This window comes from Burkholderia sp. NFPP32 (genome assembly GCF_900119325.1).
GTDB lineage: Bacteria > Pseudomonadota > Gammaproteobacteria > Burkholderiales > Burkholderiaceae > Burkholderia > Burkholderia pyrrocinia_C.
In genome coordinates this window covers 123907-145478 of record NZ_FPJP01000007.1, presented here as the reverse complement: position 1 = coordinate 145478, position 21572 = coordinate 123907, and the positions used below count along the sequence as shown (strand labels likewise).

20 protein-coding genes are annotated in these 21572 nt (G+C 67.9%); 10 read left to right on the top strand and 10 right to left on the bottom strand.

Annotated elements, in window-relative coordinates:
- The first annotated feature begins 11 nt into the window (after nt 1-11).
- The 4 genes from paaK to BT264_RS16270 all read left to right on the top strand — a co-directional run bounded on the left by paaK (nt 12) and on the right by BT264_RS16270 (nt 4145).
- Nucleotides 12-1334: a phenylacetate--CoA ligase PaaK gene (gene paaK / locus BT264_RS16285; RefSeq protein ID WP_072438749.1), complete on the top strand. Its 1323-nt coding sequence runs from the start codon at nt 12-14 to the stop codon at nt 1332-1334.
- 38 nt (nt 1335-1372) lie between these two features.
- On the top strand, nt 1373-2173 hold the full coding sequence (locus tag BT264_RS16280) for an enoyl-CoA hydratase-related protein (protein ID WP_072438747.1): 801 nt from the start codon (nt 1373-1375) through the stop codon (nt 2171-2173).
- A 127-nt stretch (nt 2174-2300) separates the two neighbouring features.
- Nucleotides 2301-2972 carry a MarC family protein gene (locus BT264_RS16275; protein WP_072438745.1) on the top strand — a complete coding sequence of 224 codons (672 nt, stop codon included), beginning with the start codon at nt 2301-2303 and terminating at the stop codon, nt 2970-2972.
- Between the two features lie 192 nt (nt 2973-3164).
- On the top strand, nt 3165-4145 hold the full coding sequence (locus tag BT264_RS16270; protein ID WP_072438743.1) for an aldo/keto reductase: 981 nt from the start codon (nt 3165-3167) through the stop codon (nt 4143-4145).
- Nucleotides 4146-4187: 42 nt separating this feature from the next.
- On the opposite strand, the gene BT264_RS16265 is transcribed toward BT264_RS16270, so the two are convergent.
- The 4 genes from BT264_RS16265 to BT264_RS16245 all read right to left on the bottom strand — a co-directional run bounded on the left by BT264_RS16265 (nt 4188) and on the right by BT264_RS16245 (nt 8404).
- Nucleotides 4188-5054, bottom strand: a complete 867-nt coding sequence (locus BT264_RS16265) for a CPBP family intramembrane glutamic endopeptidase (RefSeq protein WP_072438741.1) — start codon at nt 5052-5054, stop codon at nt 4188-4190.
- Nucleotides 5055-5143: 89 nt separating this feature from the next.
- A complete protein-coding gene (locus BT264_RS16260; RefSeq protein ID WP_072439081.1) occupies nt 5144-5800 on the bottom strand; it encodes a VC0807 family protein in 657 nt (218 codons plus the stop codon).
- A gap of 450 nt (nt 5801-6250) precedes the next feature.
- A complete protein-coding gene (locus tag BT264_RS16255; protein ID WP_072438739.1) occupies nt 6251-7315 on the bottom strand; it encodes a 2,3-butanediol dehydrogenase in 1065 nt (354 codons plus the stop codon).
- Between the two features lie 348 nt (nt 7316-7663).
- Nucleotides 7664-8404: a GNAT family N-acetyltransferase gene (locus BT264_RS16245; protein ID WP_072438735.1), complete on the bottom strand. Its 741-nt coding sequence runs from the start codon at nt 8402-8404 to the stop codon at nt 7664-7666.
- Nucleotides 8405-8614: 210 nt separating this feature from the next.
- On the opposite strand from BT264_RS16245, the gene BT264_RS16240 reads away from it, so the two are divergent.
- Nucleotides 8615-9826: an MFS transporter gene (locus tag BT264_RS16240; protein WP_072438733.1), complete on the top strand. Its 1212-nt coding sequence runs from the start codon at nt 8615-8617 to the stop codon at nt 9824-9826.
- A gap of 44 nt (nt 9827-9870) precedes the next feature.
- Nucleotides 9871-10356 carry a DUF3331 domain-containing protein gene (locus BT264_RS16235; RefSeq protein WP_072438731.1) on the top strand — a complete coding sequence of 162 codons (486 nt, stop codon included), beginning with the start codon at nt 9871-9873 and terminating at the stop codon, nt 10354-10356.
- Nucleotides 10357-10380: 24 nt separating this feature from the next.
- On the opposite strand, the gene BT264_RS16230 is transcribed toward BT264_RS16235, so the two are convergent.
- On the bottom strand, nt 10381-11583 hold the full coding sequence (locus BT264_RS16230) for a GNAT family N-acetyltransferase (RefSeq protein ID WP_072438730.1): 1203 nt from the start codon (nt 11581-11583) through the stop codon (nt 10381-10383).
- Between the two features lie 153 nt (nt 11584-11736).
- On the opposite strand from BT264_RS16230, the gene BT264_RS16225 reads away from it, so the two are divergent.
- Both BT264_RS16225 and BT264_RS16220 read left to right on the top strand, forming a co-directional pair.
- Nucleotides 11737-13209 (top strand): MocR-like pyridoxine biosynthesis transcription factor PdxR, encoded by a 1473-nt coding sequence (locus tag BT264_RS16225; RefSeq protein ID WP_072438728.1) that lies wholly within the window; start codon nt 11737-11739, stop codon nt 13207-13209.
- Nucleotides 13210-13424: 215 nt separating this feature from the next.
- A complete protein-coding gene (locus BT264_RS16220; protein WP_072438726.1) occupies nt 13425-14990 on the top strand; it encodes a trypsin-like peptidase domain-containing protein in 1566 nt (521 codons plus the stop codon).
- Between the two features lie 342 nt (nt 14991-15332).
- Here the strand turns inward: BT264_RS16220 and BT264_RS38245 are convergent, their stop codons facing one another.
- The 3 genes from BT264_RS38245 to BT264_RS16205 all read right to left on the bottom strand — a co-directional run bounded on the left by BT264_RS38245 (nt 15333) and on the right by BT264_RS16205 (nt 17266).
- Complete coding sequence (locus tag BT264_RS38245) at nt 15333-15743, bottom strand: hypothetical protein (protein WP_072438724.1); 411 nt, start codon at nt 15741-15743, stop codon at nt 15333-15335.
- A 150-nt stretch (nt 15744-15893) separates the two neighbouring features.
- On the bottom strand, nt 15894-16463 hold the full coding sequence (locus BT264_RS16210) for a GNAT family N-acetyltransferase (RefSeq protein ID WP_072438722.1): 570 nt from the start codon (nt 16461-16463) through the stop codon (nt 15894-15896).
- Nucleotides 16464-16711: 248 nt separating this feature from the next.
- Nucleotides 16712-17266 (bottom strand): ATP phosphoribosyltransferase regulatory subunit, encoded by a 555-nt coding sequence (locus tag BT264_RS16205; protein WP_256260649.1) that lies wholly within the window; start codon nt 17264-17266, stop codon nt 16712-16714.
- 499 nt (nt 17267-17765) lie between these two features.
- On the opposite strand from BT264_RS16205, the gene BT264_RS16200 reads away from it, so the two are divergent.
- Both BT264_RS16200 and BT264_RS16195 read left to right on the top strand, forming a co-directional pair.
- Nucleotides 17766-18977, top strand: coding sequence for an MFS transporter (locus BT264_RS16200; RefSeq protein WP_072438718.1), 1212 nt, complete (start codon nt 17766-17768; stop codon nt 18975-18977).
- Nucleotides 18978-19103: 126 nt separating this feature from the next.
- A complete protein-coding gene (locus BT264_RS16195) occupies nt 19104-19643 on the top strand; it encodes a DUF4303 domain-containing protein (RefSeq protein WP_072439079.1) in 540 nt (179 codons plus the stop codon).
- 98 nt (nt 19644-19741) lie between these two features.
- On the opposite strand, the gene BT264_RS16190 is transcribed toward BT264_RS16195, so the two are convergent.
- Nucleotides 19742-20440, bottom strand: coding sequence for a fumarylacetoacetate hydrolase family protein (locus BT264_RS16190; protein WP_072438717.1), 699 nt, complete (start codon nt 20438-20440; stop codon nt 19742-19744).
- A 126-nt stretch (nt 20441-20566) separates the two neighbouring features.
- Nucleotides 20567-21508, bottom strand: a complete 942-nt coding sequence (locus tag BT264_RS16185; protein WP_072438715.1) for a helix-turn-helix transcriptional regulator — start codon at nt 21506-21508, stop codon at nt 20567-20569.
- Between the last annotated feature and the right edge of the window lie 64 nt (nt 21509-21572).

Here is a 21572-nt window from a genome sequence, read left to right as displayed (position 1 = left end):
GGAGCACCCCGATGACTCACCCGACGCATCCCGCCGCCGCCCTCGAGCCGATCGAGACCGCCAGCCGCGACGAACTGCAGGCGCTGCAGCTCGAGCGCCTCAAGTGGTCGTTGCGCCACGCGTACGACAACGTCCCGCACTATCGGCGCACGTTCGATGCGGCGGGCGTGCATCCGGACGACCTGAAGACGCTCGCCGATCTCGCGAAATTCCCGTTCTCGACGAAGAACGACCTGCGCGACAACTATCCGTTCGGGCTCTTCGCGGTGCCGCGCGAGCAGGTCGTGCGCGTGCACGCGTCGAGCGGCACGACGGGCAAGCCGACCGTGGTCGGCTACACGGCACGCGACATCGACACGTGGGCGAACGTGACCGCGCGTTCGATCCGCGCGGCCGGCGGCCGCCCGGGCGACACGCTGCACAACGCGTTCGGCTATGGCCTCTTCACGGGCGGCCTCGGGATTCATTACGGTGCGGAGCGGCTCGGCTGCATGGTCGTGCCGATGTCGGGCGGGCAGACCGAGAAGCAGGTGCAACTGATCCGCGATTTCGAGCCGAAGATCATCCTCGTCACGCCGTCGTACATGCTGAACCTGATCGACGAGATGGTGCGGCAGGGGATGGACCCGACCGAGTCGTCGCTGAAGATCGGCATCTTCGGCGCCGAGCCGTGGACGCAGGCGTTGCGCGAGGAAGTGGAGACGCGCGTGGGCATCGACGCGCTCGACATCTACGGGCTGTCGGAAGTGATGGGCCCGGGCGTCGCGTGCGAATGCGTCGAGACGAAGGACGGCCCGGTGATCTGGGAAGACCACTTCTATCCGGAGATCGTCGATCCCGTCACGGGCGAAGTGCTGCCCGACGGCAGCCACGGCGAGCTCGTGTTCACGTCGCTGACGAAGGAGGCGATGCCGGTGATCCGCTACCGCACGCGCGATCTCACCGCGCTGCTGCCGCCGACCGCGCGCGCGATGCGCCGCCTCGCGAAAATCACCGGCCGTTCCGACGACATGCTGATCGTGCGCGGCGTGAACGTGTTCCCGAGCCAGATCGAGGAGATCGTCGTCGCGTTGCCGGCGCTGTCGGGCCAGTTTCAGATCACGCTGTCGCGCGACGGTCACATGGACCGGCTCGAGCTCGCGGTCGAACTGCGCTCCGAGGCTGCGGCGTCCGTTACGGAAAGCGATCGCGCGGCGCTCGCGCGCGAGCTGCAGCACCGGATCAAGACGATGGTCGGCGTGTCGTCCGGCGTGACGGTGCTCGCGGCGGGCGGCATTCCCGCGACCGCGACCGGCAAGGCCCGGCGCGTGATCGACCGCCGCCAAGCCGCGTGATTCCGATGTTTGCCGTTCTACCCGAGGAAACCTGTTCGATGGATGGATTGAAGACCCTGGCCGTCGCGGTCAATGCGCGCGGCATTGCGACCGTGGCGCTGCAGCGCGGCGACGTGCTCAACGCATTCGACGAGACGATGATTGCCGAGCTGACCGACGCATTCACGGCGCTCGGCCGGCGTGACGACGTGCGCGCGATCGTGCTGCGCTCGGACGGCCGCGCGTTCTGCGCGGGCGCCGACCTGCAATGGATGCAGCGCGCAAGCGCGAACGACGCGGCGGCGAACCTGCGCGATGCCGAGCGGTTCTCCGCGATGATGCGCGCGATCCGGCAGTGCCCGAAGCCGACGGTGGCACGCGTGCAGGGGCACGCGTTCGGCGGCGGCGTGGGCCTGTGCGCGGCCTGCGACATCGTGATCGCGAGCGACCATGCGCGCTTTTCGGTGAGCGAGGCGCGTTTCGGAATCCTGCCGGCCGTGATCGGCCCGTATCTGGTCGAGGCGGTCGGCCAGCGCCAGGCGCGCCGGCTCGCGCTGACCGCGACGCAGCTCGCCGCCGGCGAGGCCGTCGCGATCGGCCTGATCCACCAGGCCGTGCCGCTCGACGCGCTCGACGAAGCGCTGGACCGGACGCTCGCGGAACTCGCTCGCAACGGCCCGAACGCGCTGATGGAAATCAAGCGCTTCTTCGACGCGATCGGCGAGTATCCGCCGTCGGACGAGCGCGCGGCGTTCACTGCGCAGACGATCTCCCGCATGCGGGCGACGCCGGAGGCGAAGGAGGGTTTCGCCGCGTTCTTCGCAAAGCGGCCGCCGGCGTGGGAAGCGGGCGCCGAGTAAGGAAAAACCGCGACGATCGTCGGCTAAGCGCGCCCGGCCGCATTTTGCGTCTCGGGCGCGGGCGCTTGCTCTACAATGCGTGACCCCCGGCACGCTGCCGGCCCAGCCCCGACCGATTCTTCGCCCGATGATCGTCAACCGCCTTATCTCCGAGATCCTGTTCGGCTTCACCGGCCTGATCGGCATCATCAATCCGATCGGCATCGCATTCCTGTTTCTCGAACGGACCGAGGCGCTCACCGAGCACGAGCGCGACCTGCTCGCGAGGAAGGTCGCGTTCAACGCGTTCGTCGTGCTGATGGTCGCGTTCTTCGCCGGCACGCCCGTGCTGCATTTCTTCGGCATCTCGATGGAAGCGTTGCGGATCGGCGGCGGTTTCGCGGTCGCCGTGGCCGGCTGGCAGATGCTGAACGAACCCGACGGGCCGGGCGGCGGCGACACGCCGGTCAAGCCGATCGACGCGAACGCGATCATGACGCGCGCGTTCTTCCCGTTGACGGTGCCGCTGACGGTCGGCCCCGGCTCGATCGCGACCGCGATCGCGCTGAATGCGAACCGCACGCACAAGCTGTCGGAGTTCATGCTGTCGAGCATCGTGTCGATCGCCGTCTCCATGCTGGTCGCGGTCGTGATCTGGCAGGTCTACAGCCGCTCCGCGCTGCTCGCGCGCTACCTCGGCAGCGAGGGGACCAAGGTCGCGAAGCGCGTGTCGGCGTTCCTGCTGCTGTGCATCGGCGTGCAGATCATGCTGACCGGCTTCTCCGCGTTCCTGCAGCCGATCGCCGACCAGGTCAAGTAACCGGCCCGTCCTTTCCCGCGTTGAGACCGGGCGCCCGAGGCGCTCGGCGTGTCGGCGTGCGCGCCCTGCGCGTTTGCGCGGCGCGGGATAACATGCGACGTCTGGCGGATGCGCGGCGCACCGTTCGCGCCCTGCGCGCCGAACGGCGGTGCGCATCCGGCCGCAAGCTCAACTTCAATGACGAGGCGTGCGATGGAATACGTGAAATTCGGGTCGACCGGGCTGGAAGTATCGAAACTGGTGCTGGGCTGCATGACGTTCGGCGAGCCGTCGCGCGGCACGCACCCGTGGACGCTGCCGGAAGCGGAGAGCCGCCCGATCATCCAGCGGGCGGTCGAAGCCGGCATCAATTTCTTCGATACCGCGAACATGTATTCGGACGGCACGTCGGAGGAGATCGTCGGCCGCGCGCTGCGCGATTTCACGAAGCGCGACGACATCGTGATCGCGACCAAGGTGTTCTACCGGATGCGGCCGGGGCCGAACGGCGCGGGCCTGTCGCGCAAGGCGATCATGACCGACATCGACCAGAGCCTGAAGCGGCTCGGCACCGATTATGTCGACCTGTACCAGATTCATCGCTGGGATTACGGCACGCCGATCGAGGAGACGCTCGAGGCGCTGCACGACGTCGTGAAGGCCGGCAAGGCGCGCTATATCGGTGCGTCGTCGATGTTCGCGTGGCAGTTCGCGAAGGCGCTGTACACGTCGAAGCAGAACGGCTGGACCCGCTTCGTCAGCATGCAGAACCACCTGAACCTGCTGTATCGCGAGGAAGAGCGGGAAATGCTGCCGCTGTGCGAAGCCGAGGGCATCGCGGTGATTCCGTGGAGCCCGCTCGCGCGTGGCCGGCTGACGCGCAACTGGGACGAATCGTCGGAACGGCAGCAGAAGGACGACGTTGGCCAGCGGCTGTACGACGCGACGGCCGATGCGGACAAGGCGGTCGTCGACGCCGTCGCCGCGATCGCCGCCGCGCGCAACGTGCCGCGCGCACAGGTCGCGCTCGCATGGGTCGTGCAAAAGCGCGGCGTCACCGCGCCGATCGTCGGCATCTCGAAGCCGCAGCAACTGGACGATGCGCTCGGCGCGCTCGCGTTGAAACTGACCGACGACGAAATCGCCACGCTCGAAGGCCCGTACGTTCCGCACGCGGTTGCCGGGTTCAACTGAAACTGAGCGCGGTATCTCGCCGGGCGGTGCCGCGAGCCGGGGTCAGCGGGCGGCGTCGAGCATCGGGTAGGTGAACAGCCCGAAGTGGACGACGTTCAGCCCCGCATGCGCGAGCGCGGAGGCGAGCAGTCCGCCGCGCCGCCACGCGAGGCCGTAGCCGATGCCGGCCACCGTGCCGAGCACGATCCATTGCCAGCCGCCGGCCGCGTGCGCGGCGCCGAACAGCACCGCGCCGATCGCGAGCGCGGCCCACGGGCCCCATGTGAACGCGTGGAGCGCGCGCGTCAGCCCGCCTTGCACGTAGCCGCGGAACAGCGCTTCCTCGGCGAGCGTCACGAGCAGCAGGTTGTTCACGAGCCATAGCCAGCCCGACGCGGGCCATTTGGGTGCCCAGCCGACCATCCCGAACGCGAGCGCGCCGGCCAGGCACGCAGCGGCCGTCGCGACAGCCGCCACCGCGCCCGTGCGCAGCGCGCGCGACAGCGCGACGTCGGGTGCGACCCACGGCAGCACCCACAGCAGCCACAGGCCGATCAGCGGCTTGTCGAGATTCAGGTACATCGTGAACGGCACGGCGTCCGGCGTGAAGCGCGTCGGGGCGATCACGAGCGGATTGTGGAAACCGGGGACCAGGTGCAGGCTCAGCGCGATCGCGAGCGCGGCAAACACCGCGTGCGCGGCGATCCGCACCGCGAGCGGGCGTGCGGGCGACACGCCCCATGCGGCCGCGGCCAGCAGCGCGAGCGGCGCCAGCGCGACCGGCTCGAGCTTGCCGAACGCCAGCGCGCCGGCATAGCCGAGCGCGGCCAGGATGAGGCTCAGGCCGTGCTGCGGGCGATGCCACACGAGTGCGGCGGCCGCGAACAGGGCGAGCCAGATCGTGGCGCACGGAAGGAGCGAAAGGGACATGACAGGAAACGCATAGGTCGGACAAGACGCCGCGCATCATACAGCAGGCGCGGCGACATGCCGCCGCGCCGGCGCCGGCCGGGCGGCCGTCAGCGGCCGGCGACCTCGGTGACGCCGTCGCGGGTCGGGATGTCGACGCTGTTGCGTACGCGCATCCGCCGCCGGTACCAGAACGTCCACATCAGCAGACAGCCGAACACGGTGTAGCCCATGATCGGCGACACGACCAGCACGCGCTCGACGGGCCAGGTCACGACCATCCAGCAGCGCAGCAGCATCTCCAGCGTCATGAAGGCGCCCCACACGAAGGTCATCCGGCGGAGCATCTGCCGCAGCCCCGGCTGTGCGGCCCAGACCGATTCGAAGTGCGCGGCGCCGCCGGCCATTTCCCGCGCCACGGTGGCGCGGGCGAGATAGAAGATCAGCGGACGTTCGCGGAACAGGGACAGCAGGAACACGATGCCGATCGTGCCCGACGCGAGCGATTCGCGCATCAGCAGCGTGCGCGGGCTGCCGCCGAACGCCATTCCGGCGATCGACAGCGCGATGCCGAGCAGCACGACGGCCGCCACCGCATCGACGCGGCGCGAGCGGACGAATTCGACGATCGACCAGATGATGGGCGGAACCGCCGACGCGTACAGTGCGCCGGTTTCGCCGAAATACGGATGCGCGACCCGGTACGCGACCCAGGGCAGCAGCAGGTTGACGAAGAGTTCGAGAATCAGGCCGGCTCGCGGTTTCACGGTACGCAATTCCACGCAGGTTGGGGCGAACGCGCGACGGGCGTGGTTGCCCGCGGTTGCCCTGAAAAGGGTTCGGTCCAGTATATCGAAGAATCGCGCCGGGCTGCGGTGCCGCAACGGCCGTTTGCGGCCGGCTGCGTGATCCGGGAGGCCGGGTCGCGCCGTGCAGCGGAGGATCGCGTCGCGCCACGTTTCTGTCGACACCGGGGCGCTTGTTCGGCGGGGGCGCATTGCGGCTGATGGTTTGGATTGCGAATGCTTTTAATCTTCGTGTCCGAACGAAAAGCAGCACGAGGTCCGCTTCGGATGACGACGGCAGGGAACAGGGCGCCGGAGGGGAATCGTCGGCAATCGGATGCGTCGCCCGGGCGCGTGGCGATGCTTGCGGGTGGAACAACAGCACGCGTGCCGCGGCACGAATCGTCGCCGCGGCCGCGGCCGCGTGCGCCGTCAGGCGACGTCTGGCTGGACGATGATCTTCACGTTCCGGTCCTTGTGGTTGACCAGTTCCTCGAAGCCGTGCGCGACGATGTCGCCGAGCGCGATGCGTCCGGTGATGAGCGGCTGCACGTCGATGCGGCCGTCGGCAATGAAGCGGATCACGTCCGCGAATTCGCCGTTGTACGCGAGCGAGCCGATCACTTCCTTCTCGGTCGACACGATGTCGAAGAAGTTGAACGACGTCGGTTCCTCGAAGATGCCGACCATCACCGACTTGCCGGCCTTGCGGATCACGTCGATCGCCAGCTTCGCGGTGGCCGTGTGCCCGATGCACTCGAACGACACGTCGGCGCCGTAGCCGCCCGTCAGCGCCTTGACTTCCGCGATCGCGTCGGACGTCTTCGGATCGATGACGACGCTCGCGCCGACCTCCAGCGCCTTCTGCTTGCGCGCGGCCGACATTTCGAGCGCGATCACGCGCCCGGCGCCCGCGGCCTTCGCACACATGATCGTGCACAGGCCGATCGTGCCCGCGCCGACCACGACGACGGTCTGCCCGACGATGCTGCCGGCCTTCTTCACCGCGTGCAGCCCGACCGCGAGCGGTTCGATCAGCGCGCCGGCTTCGGTCGGGAAGTTGTCGGGCAGCTTGTACAGCAGCTCGGCAGGCACGTTCACGTATTCGGCGAACGCGCCGTTGTTCATCAGCCCGGTAAACGCGAGGTTTTCGCAGATGTTGTACAGCCCGTGCCTGCAATACCAGCATGTGCCGCAATGCTGGCACGCGTCGGCCGTCACGCGGTCGCCGACCGCGAAGCCCGTCACGCCCGCGCCGAGTTCGGCGATCTCGCCGCTGAACTCGTGGCCGAGGATGCACTGGCCCTTCAGTCCCGTCAGCGGATGCGGCGCATCGACCGGGATGAACACGGGGCCCGCGACGTATTCGTGCAGGTCGGAGCCGCAGATGCCGCACCAGTGCACACGAATCGTGACCCAGCCTGCCGGCGGGCGCTCCGGAACGGGAACCTCTTCGACGCGGATGTCGTGGCGGCCGCGCCAGACGGCGGCTTTCATGCTGCGGGCGGTAGTCGGTGCCGGTGTACTCACGTTGCTGTCTCCGTCAGGTTGTCGTCGGGCGTGAGGCGTCGCTGCCGGTGCGCCCGTCGCGCGATTGCGCGATCGAACGGTATGCAGGAACGGGGCCAGCGTGAATCGGGGCGGTGCGGGGTGGTCGGACAGGGGCGGAAGCGTGCGACGCACCATTGCGCGACACGTTTGCCGGAAGCGATATGACGAGAATCGTGCGTGAAGTTTGCTGCGATTGCGCAGTCGCGGGTCGGGTGAGACGCCGGGACGTTCGTCTCAGCGAAATGAGACGAATCGCGAGACGAACGGGGATGGCTGGCGTGGGGCGAAGCGCGCTCAGGCGACGACTTCGTCCACCGCGACCGGTGCGAGCGGCGTGAATCCGGCGGCGCGGTACAGCGGCTGACCGGCCTCGGTCGACACGAGCCATACACGCTGCGCACCACGCTGCCGCGCATGCGCGACGATCGCGGCGAGCAGTTGCGTCGCGAGGCCACGGCGCCGGTATGCGTCCGCCGTCGCGACCCGGTCGACGGCGATATCGCGCGCCGACGCGAAGCCGTAGCGCGCGGTGGCCGCGATTTGCCCGTCCAACCGGTGCGCGAACAGGAACGCGGCCGGATTCCGCTGGAACGGCGGGAATGACGCGCTCGCATTGAACGCCGCGATGTCGTCCGGCGTGTGACAGGCGAGTGCTTCCGCGAGTGCGTCGTCGCTGGACAGCGCGCCGATATCGGCGGCCATGAAATGCTCGTCCGACAGCCGGCGCGTCCTGCCTTGCAGCGCAAGCGGCAACGGCGCGGCGCCATAGCGCGTGATCCATGCGCCGACGGCAAACGGGCCGTCGCTGCGCGCGGGCGCACCCTCGATCATGAAATGCTCGAAAGGCCGGCCCATGCCGGCGTCGAACCGCACGACCTGGCCGTCCGGGCTGTCGTGCAGCGGCGCGTCGCGGCGGTTGCGCGCGGCGCAGTACCCGGCGATGAAGGTGCGCACGGCGGCCTTGCGGTGGGGGAAGGTCGACCAGACCAAGTCGAGCGGAAGCGTGGCATCGGGAGCGGGCGAGGCGGTCGGCATGCGTATGTGCGCATCATTGTCGGGCGAAGCCGACAGCTTAGATCAGGATGCCGTCGCTGTCGCGCCGGCCCATTACAGCGATCGGCGAAACGCATCGTTGCGCAACTTTCCCTTTACTTGAAGTTAACTTCAATTTGTATCATGTGCGCCAGTCCGATCGCGGCCGCGCGGGACATCCCGTTGCGCGCGGCGGCCCCAACGGAGGTGGAGATGACCGAATCGCCTGTCGCGGCCAACGCCGCCACGCTGCCTGCGCGCAGTTACCGGGCCGCCGTCGCGAACGTCGTGCTGGCGAGCATCGTGTCGGCGTTGCACGTCGGCAAGGCGACGATCGCATTGCCGTCGCTTCAGCACGAGTTCGGCGGCTCGCTCGCATCGCTGAGCGGGATCATGTCGGTGTTTCCGTTCGTCGGCGTGTTCAGCGGGATCGCGGCCGGCCTGCTGGTGCGCCGCTGGGGCGACCGGCTGCTGCTGATGGCGGGCCTCGTCATCCTCGGCGCGTCGAGTGTAGCCGGCGCGTGGGCGGGCAGCTTCGCGTTGCTGCTGACGACGCGCTTCGCCGAGGGGCTCGGTTTCGTGATCGTGGTCGTGGCCGCGCCGGCCGTGCTGAACCGCGTGACGCCGCCCGGGCGTCGCAACGTCGTGTTCGGCCTCTGGAGCACCTTCATGCCGGCCGGCATGGCGCTGTCGATGCTCGTCGGGCCGTTGCTCGGGGGTTGGCGCAACGGTTGGCTCGCGGCCGCGGCACTGACGCTCGTCGCGGCCGTCGCGGTGCCCGTCACGACGTCCGCCGACTCGCCGTCGCGGCAGGCCGCTTCGACGCGCATCGGGCCGGCGCTGCGCGCCGTGCTCGCGTCGCGCTCGACGACGCTGCTCGCGCTGGGCTTCGCGACCTACAACGTGCAGTTCTTCGCGGTGGTGACGTTCCTGCCGGTCTTCCTGATGCAACGCCTCGGCGTCGCGGTCGGCGCGGCGGGGCTGATCAGCGCGGCGATCGTCGCTTCGTGCGTGATCGGCAACCTGACGGCCGGTTGGCTGCTGTCGCGCGGCGCGCGGCCGGGGATCGTGATGGCCGCGACGTCGGTCGCGATCGGCACGGCCGGCGCCGGGCTCTTCAGCGCGGCGACACCCGCGCCGTTTGCGGTCGCACTGGGTTTCGTTTTCTCGGCAATGGCGGGGATGCTGCCCGCGACGATCCTCGCATACGCGCCGGGCTCCGCGCCGTCGCCATCGCTCGCGCCGCTCGGCATCGGCTGGGTCGTGCAGGGCAACTATCTCGGACAGGTGATCGGGCCGCTGGCGATCGGCGCGATCGTCGGCGCGTTCGGCTGGTCGGGCGGTATCGCGCTGATGCTCGCGGCCGCCGTCGCCGGCGCGGCGATCGGCCTGTCGCTGCTGCGCGAACCGATGGGCCGGCGCTGAGCGCGGCGCCGGTGCCGTTCAACCTGCACGTCAACCCGTCAAGCATGCCGAACACCATGGAAAGCCGGATTTGCGAAGAAGACCTGTCGAGCGAAGCGCCGTCATCTGGCGAACACGATGCGATGCCACCGCACGGTGGCGGCGTCGCGCATCCGCTCGTGACGATCGGCCGCGCGCCGGTTCCGGAGCAAGCGTCGGCCGCGGTGTCGCCGTTGCGCCCGCAACTGTTCGTCACGGTGCTGGAGGCCGGCGACGACGGGTTGCTGATTCGCTGGGTCGAGAGCGGCCGTTGCCATTACGGCGAGCAGCGTTGGCGCCTGCGCGTCGCGTTGCAGCCGGGCCGCTGTGCGATCTCGGGGCGGCCGATCGAGCCCGGTGAGCCGGTGTTCCGGCCGGTGCGGCGGCCCGTGCCCGCGAACGGCGACGAGATGATCTGCCCGGCGTCGGTGCCGTGCGCGGCCGGCGCGGCGCGCGCGGACGTTGCGCCCGAGGACGACGCTTCAAGGGATCCGGCCGACGTTCTCGACTGAACGCCGGCCGGCCGCTGAGCCGCGTTACTTCTTCAGATCGTGCCGGTACTGGATGAACCCGGCATTGTTCGCGAGCCTGTCGTACAGCGCGCGCGCGGTCGTGTTGGTTTCATGCGTGAGCCAGTACACGCGGCTCGCGCCGGCTTCGCGGGCGCGTTCGTACACGGCCTCGATCAGCGCGCCGCCCGCGCCTTGCCCGCGTGCGTCGGGCGCCGTGTACAGGTCCTGCAGGTAGCAGTACGGCCCTTCGGTCCAGCACGAGCGGTGGTAGATCGAATGCACGATCCCGACCAGCGCACCCGATGCGTCGAATGCGCCGAGCACGAACATCGGCTCGGCGGGATCCATCAGGCGCGCCCACGTCGTCGCGAACACGGCATCGCTCAGCGCGGTGTCGTAGAACTTCTGATAACCCTGCCACAGCGGGCGCCACGCAGCTTCGTCGGCGGCGACGAGCGGACGCACCGTGACGCGCGTCGCGTCGTTCGCGCGGGCGGCTGCGTCGCGCGCGTTCGCCTGCGCGTGGCGGATCGCGGTGAGCGACTGGCGTTGCTCGCCGTGTGCATCGAAGTTCTCCGGCGCGAGCCACGCGTCGAACGCGGCGCGCACGGCCGGCCATTCGCCGTCGACGATCGAATACCACGCGGTGTCGCGACTGCGGCCCTTGTAGACGATCGCCTGCCGGAACGTGCCTTCGTAGCGGAAGCCGAGCCGCGCGGCCGCCTTGCGCGACGGCGCGTTCAGGTCGTCGCACTTCCATTCGTAGCGCCGGTAGCCGAGCGTGTCGAACGCGTACTTCATCAGCAGGTACTGCGCTTCGGTCGACACGGGCGTGCGCTTGAGCCGCGGCGAGAACGTGACGGAGCCGACCTCGATCACGCCGTTGGCCGGATCGATGCGCATCAGCGCGAGCGTGCCGACCGCGCGGCCCGTGGCAACGTCGATCACCGTGTAGTGCAGCGGATCGGCGCTCGCCTGCGCGCCGCGCGCGTAGTCGCGGTAGCCCGACTCGTCGGCGTACGGCCCGTGCGCGAGATAGGTCCAGTCGCTGCCGTCGGGCGCCTGCGCATAGGCGGCGTACAGATCGGCCGCGTGGCGCTCGGCGTCGAGCGGTTCGAGCCGGCAGTAGCGGCCCTCGAGCGCGATGCGCTCGGGGCGCGGGCGCGCGGACCAGTCGGGAACGGGGTGGCCGATGGGTTGCTGGAAGGCGTTGGTGAGCGTGGACAAGGTCGATCTCGCTTCGGTTGGCGGCCGGCGACATGCCGGCATGCAGACGATCGTAGTCGCGGCGAGGTACCATGAAAAGCGCCACAGGCCGGAAAATTTATGGTGCCACGGTCCGTGCGCCACGTTCCGACACTTTCACGCTGCGATGTTCCGGTGACGACTGCCTTTCCTTCCGGCGACTCTCCGTTGCTGCCGCTCGACGCGCCGCTGGCGCGCACGCCGGGCGCGCCCTCGCTGCAGCGCCAGTTGCTGCGCCGCGTGCGCGACGCGATTCTCGGCGGCGCGATGCCCGCCGGCACGCGGCTGCCCGGCACGCGCGCGCTGGCCGAGACGCTCGGCGTGTCGCGCAACACGACGGCCGCCGTCTACGAGCAGCTCGTCGCCGAAGGCTTCCTGCAGTCCGACCGCCGCGGCACGCGCGTCGTCGGGCTGTCGCGGCCGGCGCCGCCGCACCGGCGTGCCGCGCCGCCGGCCGTCGCGCAGCGGCTCGGCCGGATTCGCCCGAGCCTCGTCGGCAGCGGCGAATCGGAGGGCTTCCGGCCGGGCGTTCCCGCGCTGTCACATTTCCCGGTGGATGCGTGGCGGCACGCGATCGACCGCGCGCTGCGCCGTGCCGCCCGCGACCTGCTCGCCTATGGCGATCCGCTCGGCGAACCCGCGCTGCGCGAATCGATCGCGCGGCACCTGGCCGTGACGCGCGGCGTGCGCTGCGATCCCGAGCAGATCGTGATCACCGAAGGCGCGCAGGGCGCGATTGCGCTGTGCGCGCAGTTGCTGACGAACCCGGGCGAGACGGTGTGGGTCGAGGAGCCCGGCTATCGCGGCGCGCGCACCGCGATGCAGGCGGCCGACCTCGATGTCGTGCCGATGCCGGTCGACGCGGAAGGGCTGCGCGCGGAAGAGGACGACTGGCGCGAGCGGACGCCGCGCCTCGTCTATACGACGCCGTCGAACCAGTTTCCGACCGGCGCCGTGCTGTCGATCTCGCGGCGGCTCGCGCTGATCGATGCCGCGCGCCGGCATCGTGCGTGGATCATCGAGGACGATTACGACAGCGAATTCCGTCACACCGGCGAGCCGATCGGTGCGATGCACGGGCTCGCGCCCGATTCGCCCGTGGTCTATCTCGGCTCGTTCAGCAAGACGATGTTTCCGGCGCTGCGGATCGGCTTTCTGGTGCTGCCCGAGGCGCTGCTGGCCGCCGTGCGGACGGTGTTGCCGGAGATGCTGCGCGGCGGGACGCGCCATGTGCAGCTCGCGCTGGCCGATTTCATCGAGACCGGCGAATACGGCCGCCATCTGGGGCGGATGCGCCGGCTGTATCGCGACCGGCGGCGGTTGCTGCTCGCCGCGCTCGACGGCAGCCTGAGCGTGCCGCATCAGGTCGAGGGCGGGCCATGCGGATTGCATCTCGCGCTGCGGCTGCCGGCGCGCTATCGCGACCGCGCGATCGTGGATGCGGCGCGCGCGCATGGCATCGGCCCGTTTCCGCTGTCGGGTTTTTCGATTCATGCGGAGTCGGCGGCCAACGGGCTCGTGCTCGGCTTCGGTAATACGTCGGCCGATGCATTCGAGCCGATGTTGCGGACGTTGTCGGCGATTGCGGAGCGGGTCGGCGGAGGTTGAACGGTCGCCGGACTTGTGCGGATTGACGAATCGCGCACTTTGTTCGAAACGAACGCCGTCGCGGCTCCGCGGCCGCTGAATCACCCGGCATGCGGGTTTCGATTCGTATGTTTCATCGGGCCGCGTGGACTATAAATGGATGCGTGTACCGGTGCTTGTCGGGTGCCTGCGCGTCTCGCGCAAGTCGGCGCCGCGACTGCCGGGGGAGGTGCACCGTGGTTCGCCAGACGCTTGCTCGCGCCGTGCTTCGCACCGCGTTGATCGGGGGCGTATTTGCCGGTTTCTTGCTACCGCCGCCAGCCGCCATTGCGGGGACGCTCGCACCGCCCGTCAAACCTGCCATGAAGGAAAGGCCGGCCGCCGCGCCTTACGCGATGCCGGTCGATTTTCCGGCGATCGTCGATCGTTACGGCCCGGCGGTCGTGACCATCATGACCGCCGCGCCCGACCAGCAAACCGGCGGGCCGTCCTTCGCGATCCTCGATACCGACGATCCGCTCGCCGCGTTCTTCCGGCGCGGCGCGCCGGCGCCCGCGCCCGCGCCCGCGCAGGGCGCGCAGGCGCCGGTGCCCGACACGGCACTGCGCGCGGTGTCGGGCTCTGGCTCGGGATTCATCGTCAGTGCCGACGGCCTGATCCTCACGTCCGCGCACGTGGTCGACGATGCGACCGACGTGACGGTGCGGCTCACCGACCGCCGCGAATTCAAGGCGACGGTGCTGACCGTCGATCCGCAAAGCGACGTCGCCGTGTTGCGTGTCAACGCTACGAAGCTGCCGTTCGTGCGTATCGGCGATTCGGCGAAGGTGCGTGCGGGCGAACCCGTGATGACGATCGGCGCGCCGGACGGATCGGGCAACACGGTCACGGCCGGCATCGTCAGCGCGACGTCGCACCGGCTGCCGGACGGCAGCGCGTTTCCGTTCTTCGAAACCGATATCGCGCCGAATCCCGACAACTCGGGCGGCCCCGTGTTCAATCGCGCGGGCGACGTGATCGGCATCGCGGTGCAGGTCTATACGGGCACCGACCGCTACGCGAGCATGACGTTTGCGATCCCGATCGCGTTCGCGGCAAAGGTGCGGGCGCAGCTACAGACGCAGATGCAGGCGCAACAGGCTCAGGCGCCGGCGCAGGGTGCGCCGTCCGTCAACGCGTTCGGCGTCGATGTGCAGGATGTCGGCATCGGGCTGGCCGCGGCGTTTGGGCTGCCGCGTCCGGCGGGCGCGCTCGTCAACGGCGTCGCGCCCGGTTCGCCGGCCGCCGCGGCCGGCGTGAGGCCCGGCGACGTGATCGTGAAACTGGGCGACAAGGCGATCGGCCGCTCGGCCGAACTGAACGACCTGGCCGCCGCGCTGTCACCCGGCGAGAAGGCGTCGCTGCGGGTGATTCGCAAGCGTGCGCCGGTGATGCTGACGATCACGGGCGCCGACGACTCGGCCGGCAGCGCGGGCACGACAGTCGGCATGGTTGCGCCGAAGGCCGCTGCACGGCCGGGGCCGGCGGCGGGCGAAGGCGGCGATCGCCTGGGGCTGACGATGCATGCGCTGAGCGACGACGAGCGCCGCTCGACGGGGCTCGCGGTCGGGATGATGGTGGACGCGGTGCACGGCCCGGCAGCGAGGGCGGGCATCCAGCCGGGCGATGTCGTGCTCGAGATCAACGACGCGCTGCTCGAGACGCCGGACGACGTGCAGTCGCTCGAAGCGAACGGCAGCGTGATCGCGCTGCTGATCCAGCGCAACAACGCGCGGAAGTTCGTGTCGGTGCGTGTGCGTTAGGGCGTTGACGTGGCTGGCGTCGTCCGCCTGCCATCGTCCGGTATCGCCGGCAGTCGGCCAGGCATTCAGGAGCCGTTCCGCATGAAAGCGGCATTCTTCATCGTAGTCGTACGCAGGTGCAGGGGCCGGTAGCGGCACTGCGCGGGCACCTATGCGCCCCCCGACTTGTTCGGGGGGGGCTTCGTGGAGTTCAGTGGATGTCGCTTGACGACCCCGAGCCGACGTTCACACATCTCGGAAGCGGACGCTCATGGGCGTATTTTCACTGCCCTCGAAGCGCATTACGCCTGATGATATCGCTAACGCCTGCGCCTACCGTGCAGCATCCGTTGGATGGGAGAATTAGCCACCAGTCTTCCCGATGATCTGATCCCGGTATTCACGCCATTTCGCCAGCCCAGCGGCAGGGAACTCCGACTGGTCGAGGAAGCTTCCGTCGGTCAGGTCTATAGCTTGACAACTTATGCGTTCGCAAAGATTGAGAATTCCGACGACGACGGCATCGCTGGCTCGCACATGTAAGCCTAAGCTTTGTACTGGATCGTCTTTGCCCACATTGAACTCGATCGAGCCGAACTCATTGTCATAAATACCCCAGACAGGATCACTCCAATCCGTTCCCGGAAAAATTTCTGACACTGCCGCTTGCACTTCGGAAAGCGAACCAAGAGAAAGTGGCTGTTCGTCGTGCGCAATCTCCTCTATGGTTTTGTATCGCCGAGTGAATTTGTAAAGCGAAACGTCCCAGCTCATATCAGGAGATCCTCTAACATTCGCGATTGGTGACCGATCTAGCGATGGAACTTGCAGCAAGCAGCAGTTCCGCGAGTGACGTAGATTGTCGGCGATCTACGTCTTGATGTCGAACGGCTGCTCCTGGCCGAACAGAGTCTCATAGGTTGCTCATTCGTTAAGCTCAATGCGATATCGAAGAGTCTCAGCGAATCCGTAGGCTGCCGCTTTCGTGAAGCGCTCGATCAATACACCATTGCACGCCGAGATTACCTTCCGTGAGGCGATGTTCTCTGGATCAACTGTTAGCTCGACGTAGGGAAGCCCTTGTACCTTTGCTTCGTCCAGCATCAAATTGAGAGCTTGCTTGGCGTAGCCGTTGCCTCTCTTCCACGGCACCACTGAGAAGCCAATATGTCCGAGTACGTATTGTGGCAATTCGGCGGTTCCGGGCTGCCAACGAAATCCGATTGCGCCGCTGAAATCGCCGTCCCAAATCCAGCGGACAATGCTCGGGAGCCGCGCGACGGTTGAGCCATCGGGTAAAGGAATCGGACCGCCCGACGCAGTTGGATCGTCTAGTCCGTCCACGAATCGTTCAGCGTCAACATCAATAGCATGCAATTGTTCGCGTGCAGCGATCTCCTTACGGACGTTGTCAGGCGACCATCCGGCCTCAAGCGCTGAAACGTAGCTCGGCAGCAAAGCGGTTGTAGGTTTCAACAGTTTGATGGCGTTCATGCTGATCGGTGCGCGTCTGGGAGCGATGGTTGTCAACAGTTTAAGCGGCTGCGAGTGTCTCAAAATGGCCGATCTTTGCCCGATGCCTCGAACGCCCGGATTCCCCAAGCCCACAACCGAAGGCGACCCACAAGGGACCGTCGAGATTGCGGAAAGCGGACGTTCGTGCCATCGCTTGACTACGTGTAGGCGGCGATATGGAACTTACGACTGTCCCGAGCCGCAAGCCGCGTCGGCATTGGAGCTCGCTACACAAGCCCTTGAGCGGTCATCGCTAACAATAGTCGTTCAGCACCGATGCCGAAACCGGCCCCCTCCTGATATGCGCCGCCACCAACCACTTGCTGTTGTGCTCCTAGTTCGGTACAGCGCATTTCGAAGCCCCGGCCGTTCAGATAGTAGCTGAGGCCTCTGCGGGCCGAATCATCGATTTCATAGCGAAGACCGAGTGAATCGAAAAAGCCGATCGCTACCTCCTGGCTGCGTTTGACCGCCGATTCAGGGTTGGGGCATAGATACTCAAATCCTAGTTGGGAGAATTCGCGGTAACGCCCGGCTTGAGGTCGTTCATAGCGGTAGCATCGAGCGATATAAAACAACATCCGCTCCTGTTGGCGGCCCAGCAGCTCGCGGCATCGCTCCTGGAACAGTGCCGTTGCCTCAGGAATCAGGCAGCAAGCGCGTCCCTTCTTATCAGGAAAGGCCCACATCTGGTCAATGATCTCGCTGCCCCCGGCTTTTTGAATAAATGTATCTTGTGACCACAACGCCGGGACAATCGCCTCCTCTGCTCCAACGTTAATGAAGATAGCTCCGGAACTGGGTTTCCAGAGCGCGAATTTGCGCGGCGTCCTTGCCGACGATGAAGCGTGTTCCGCGAATCATGGTCATGAGAGTCCTCCTCGGGGTAAAAAATAAAAAAGGCGCCGTAGGCGCCTTGGTCGTTTGTACTGGAAGGGGGAGCTGCAATCCCGGACCTGCTATGCACGTAACGAACCACGGCGCATCGGATGACGACCGTGATGATGACGAGAGTGGTTCGGGATGTTACGGAGTTCCATGCCGGTCATATTGGCACACTAATTTTGATTTGTGAACCGATCGAGATGTCTCGGAGGCCACGACGTGATCTCAAGGACCGAAACGAGTCACACGGCTAAAGATCGTCGACGATCTATCCTCTGTTGCCGACTGACCGCTCCTGGCCGAACGCCGACGGTCTTTCTCGCGCTCCCCGGAAATCCGCTAAGAACTTTTTTGCATTGCGCGCGGCCTTGCGGCTCGTGCGCGGAGGACATTCGCTTGCAACCGAACCTGCCCATCGACTCCACTGCGGCGTCGCCTCGACACGCGACGCTGATCCTGCTGTGCGCGTTCTCGGTGCTGCCGTTGAGCCTGTTCCTGCCTTCGCTGCCGGCGATCGCGCGCGACCTGCGCGCCGACTATGCGCTCGTCGCGCTGTCGCTCGGTGGATACGCGGCGGTGGCGGCATCGCTCGAGTTCGTGATGGGGCCGCTGTCGGACCGGTTCGGGCGAAGGCCGATCGTGCTGACGAGCGTCGGCGTGTTCGCGCTCGGCTCGCTCGGCTGCGCGATGGCGACCGATATCCGCGTGTTTCTCGCGTGCCGGCTGATGCAGGCGGCGATCACGTCGGTCTATCCGGTGTCGATGGCGACGATCCGCGACACCGGCGGCGGCAGCCGCGCGGCGAGCCGGATCGGCTATGCGGCGATGGCGGCCGCGTTCGCGCCGATGCTCGGCCCGACGCTCGGCGGCGTACTCGATCAGACGGTGGGCTGGCGCGCGAGCTTCTGGTTGCTTGGCGCGGCCGGCATCGCGCTGTTCGGCTGGTGCGCGTTCGATCTCGTCGAAACGCACACGAACCGGTCGTCTAGTCTAGGGCGGCAGCTTCGCGCGTATCCGGCGCTGCTCCGCGCCCGCCGTTTCTGGGCCTATGCGCTTTGCATGGCGTTTTCGACGGGCTCGTTCTACGCGTTCCTGGCCGGCGCGCCGCTCGCCGCAAAAACGCTGTTCGGCATCTCGCCGGCGGAGATCGGTTTCTACATGGGGACGATCACCGCCGGTTTCGTGTGCGGCAGCTTTCTGGCCGCGCGTTTCGCGCGCCGCTACGCGCTGGCGACGACGATCCTGTGCGGTCGTGTCGTCGCGTGCGCGGGACCGTTGATCGGCCTCGCGCTGGTGTTCGGCGGCGCGATGCACGCGCTCGCGTGGTTCGGGCCGTGCGTGCTGGTCGGCATCGGCAACGGGCTGACCAATCCCGGCGCGCATGCCGGTGCCGTGTCGGTGCGGCCGGAGCTGGCGGGCAGCGCGTCGGGGCTGGCCGGTGCGATGACGATCGCCGGCGGCGCCGCGCTGTCGTCGCTGACGGGTGCGGTGCTGACCGCCGGCAACGCGGGCTATGCGCCGTTCGCGATGATGCTGCTGTCGGCGGCGCTCGCGCTCGCGGCTGCCGTCTGCGTGCGGGTGTTCGACGCGCGGGACGCCGCGCAGTGAACGCGGGTGCGGCCCGCTACCGTGCCGCGCGCGATTGGCGGACAATTCATCGAACGCCGGGAGACGACGAACCATCCGCGAGGCGTATTCCCCGGCGAGTGCGAAGGGCGACTGGGCGAGGATGCGATGATCGACTTTTCTGATTTCCAGCGGGAAATTGCCGACGCCGCGAGGGCGACGTTCAAGGCGCTGCGGGCGTTGCACCCGGACGAGCATTTCTACGCGTTCGCGCTTTATACGGACAGCGGCGCGATGACGGTGGTGCCGGCGGCCAATTCGGTCGAAGGGCTGAGCCGGGTCCGCGCGCAACAGGCGGTCGCGGACCCGGATCCGTGGTACGTGTGGGGCTTTTCCGAATGGGCGTACGCGGCGGCGGAAGCGTCGCCGTTCAACGTGATCTGCGGCAAGCTGGCCGACGAAGTGCTGAGCCCGACGTTTGTCCGGTCGAGGTTCGCGGAGTTCTCCCGGCAACTCCACGCCGACATGATCGAGGCGTTGCGGCTGCTCGATCGCGACGGCCTGTTCGGCACGGGCGAAGCGAGGGAAGCCATCACGCTGTTCGTGTCGATCAGCGACGACGACGCAGCCGAGGCACTGGAAAACGAATCGGCGAAAGCGCTGAATCCGCCGGCCGTCGCCGACAAATTCCTGCGCCGCTACGACTGAGCAACCGGAATGCCGTTGCGGCCGGCCAGAGCCGCAGCGCGCAACGCGCAACGCACGGCGGGCGCCGCATCCGCCCGCGTGCGTGCCTCTTTGATCCGTTACGGCTTCGCGCCGACGACGAACTCGAATGCCGCGACGCCGTCGACGCCGCCCGTCACGCGGTCGCCCGGCTGCAGCGCGCCGACGCCGGCCGGCGTGCCGGTGAAGATCAGGTCGCCGGCCTTCAGTTCGACCGAACGCGACACGTACGCGATGACGTCGGGCACGGCCCAGATCATGTCGGCGAGATCGCCTTGCTGGCGCGTTTCGCCGTTGACCGCGAGCCAGATGCGGCCGGCGGCCGGGTGGCCGGTGGCCGTCGCCGCGCGCAGCGCGGTCACGGGGCCCGACGCGTCGAAGCCCTTCGCCCAGTCCCACGGACGGCTCAGCTTTTTCGCTTCGGCCTGCAGGTCGCGGCGCGTGAGGTCGACGCCGACGCCGTAGCCCCACACGTGCGACAGTGCGTCGGCCGGGTCGATCGACCGGCCGTCCTTGCCGATCGCGACGACCAGTTCGATTTCGTGATGGAGGTCGCTCGTCAGCGGCGGATACGGGACGGTGCCGCTTGCCGGGACGATCGCGTCGGCCGGCTTCGTGAAGAAGAACGGCGGCTCGCGGTCGGGATCGGCGCCCATTTCGCGTGCGTGGTCGGCGTAGTTGCGGCCGACGCAGAACACGCGGCGCACCGGAAAGCGCGCGGAGGACTGTTCGACTTCGACGGAAGGACGCTCGGAAGCGTCGATGACATAGGCGGACATCGGATGGCCTCGTTCGGTGGGTAGACGGATGCCGGCGCCCGTGCGGCGCACGGGCCGGCATGCGTGCAACGATACCCGACGCGCGTGCGGCCGGATGCGACGCAACTGCGTTTTACCGGGACAAAACTACGCGTCGGCGGCGGCGGGTGCGTCGTCGCCGTCCGGCAACGCGGCGTTTGCGTCGCGGTACGCCTTCGGCGACACGCCGACCCGCGCGCGGAAGCGCCGCGCGAAATACCCTTCGTCGCGAAAGCCGACCGAGCGCGCGATGTCCGCGATGCGCCGGCTCGTGTGGGCCAGCAGCGATTGCGCGAGCGCGATCCGGCGCTCGGTTACGAGATCGGTGAAGGTGCTGCCGGTTTCCTTGCGGACCAGGTGCGCGAGGTAGTTCGGCGACAGGAATGCGGCCTCGGCGGTCGCGGTGAGCGTCAGGTCCTCGCGGGTCAGGTTCGCACGCACGTGCCGCAGCACGCGCGCGAGCGCATCGCGCCGGCCCGCGCGCTGGGCGCCGCGCTGCGCGAGCTTGTCGAGCGCGCCCGCGTACTGCGTGCAGACGAGGCCGATCAGTTGCAGCAGGTAGCCGCGCAGCAGCGTGGTCGAGCCGAAGGTGCGCACGCGATCGGTGTCGAGCATGCACAGCGCGAGGCGCCGCGCTTCGTCGTACGTGTCGCCGGTCAGGATGAAGTCGAGATGCTCCTGGAAGCGGAACGGCGTCAGCTCGGGAAAGCGGTGCGCGGGCACGTCCTCGAGATCGAGCGGATCGACGTCGAGATCGGCGCGCAGGAACGCCTGGCTGAAGTTGATGACGATGAAGTGCGCGCCTTCCGGATGCGGGATCAGGTGCTCGCGATGCGGCAGCACGAACGCGAGCGCGCCGCGCGGAAACGGCCGCGTGACGCCGCCGATCCGCTGCTCGGTGTCGCCGCCGAGGTTGAACTGGATCTGGAAATACGCGTGCCGGTGCGGCTCGGTGATCGCCTGGCGCGACGCCTGGTCGCGGATGTAGAAATCGAGCCGGTCGCTGCGTTCGGGCATCCCGTACAGGCGCGGCGGGGCGGTGGATGGCATGAAGGATTCTGCGGTTCGTGACGCGGTTGAGCCGCGATGGTACAGCGAACCGGGCGCGGCGGGG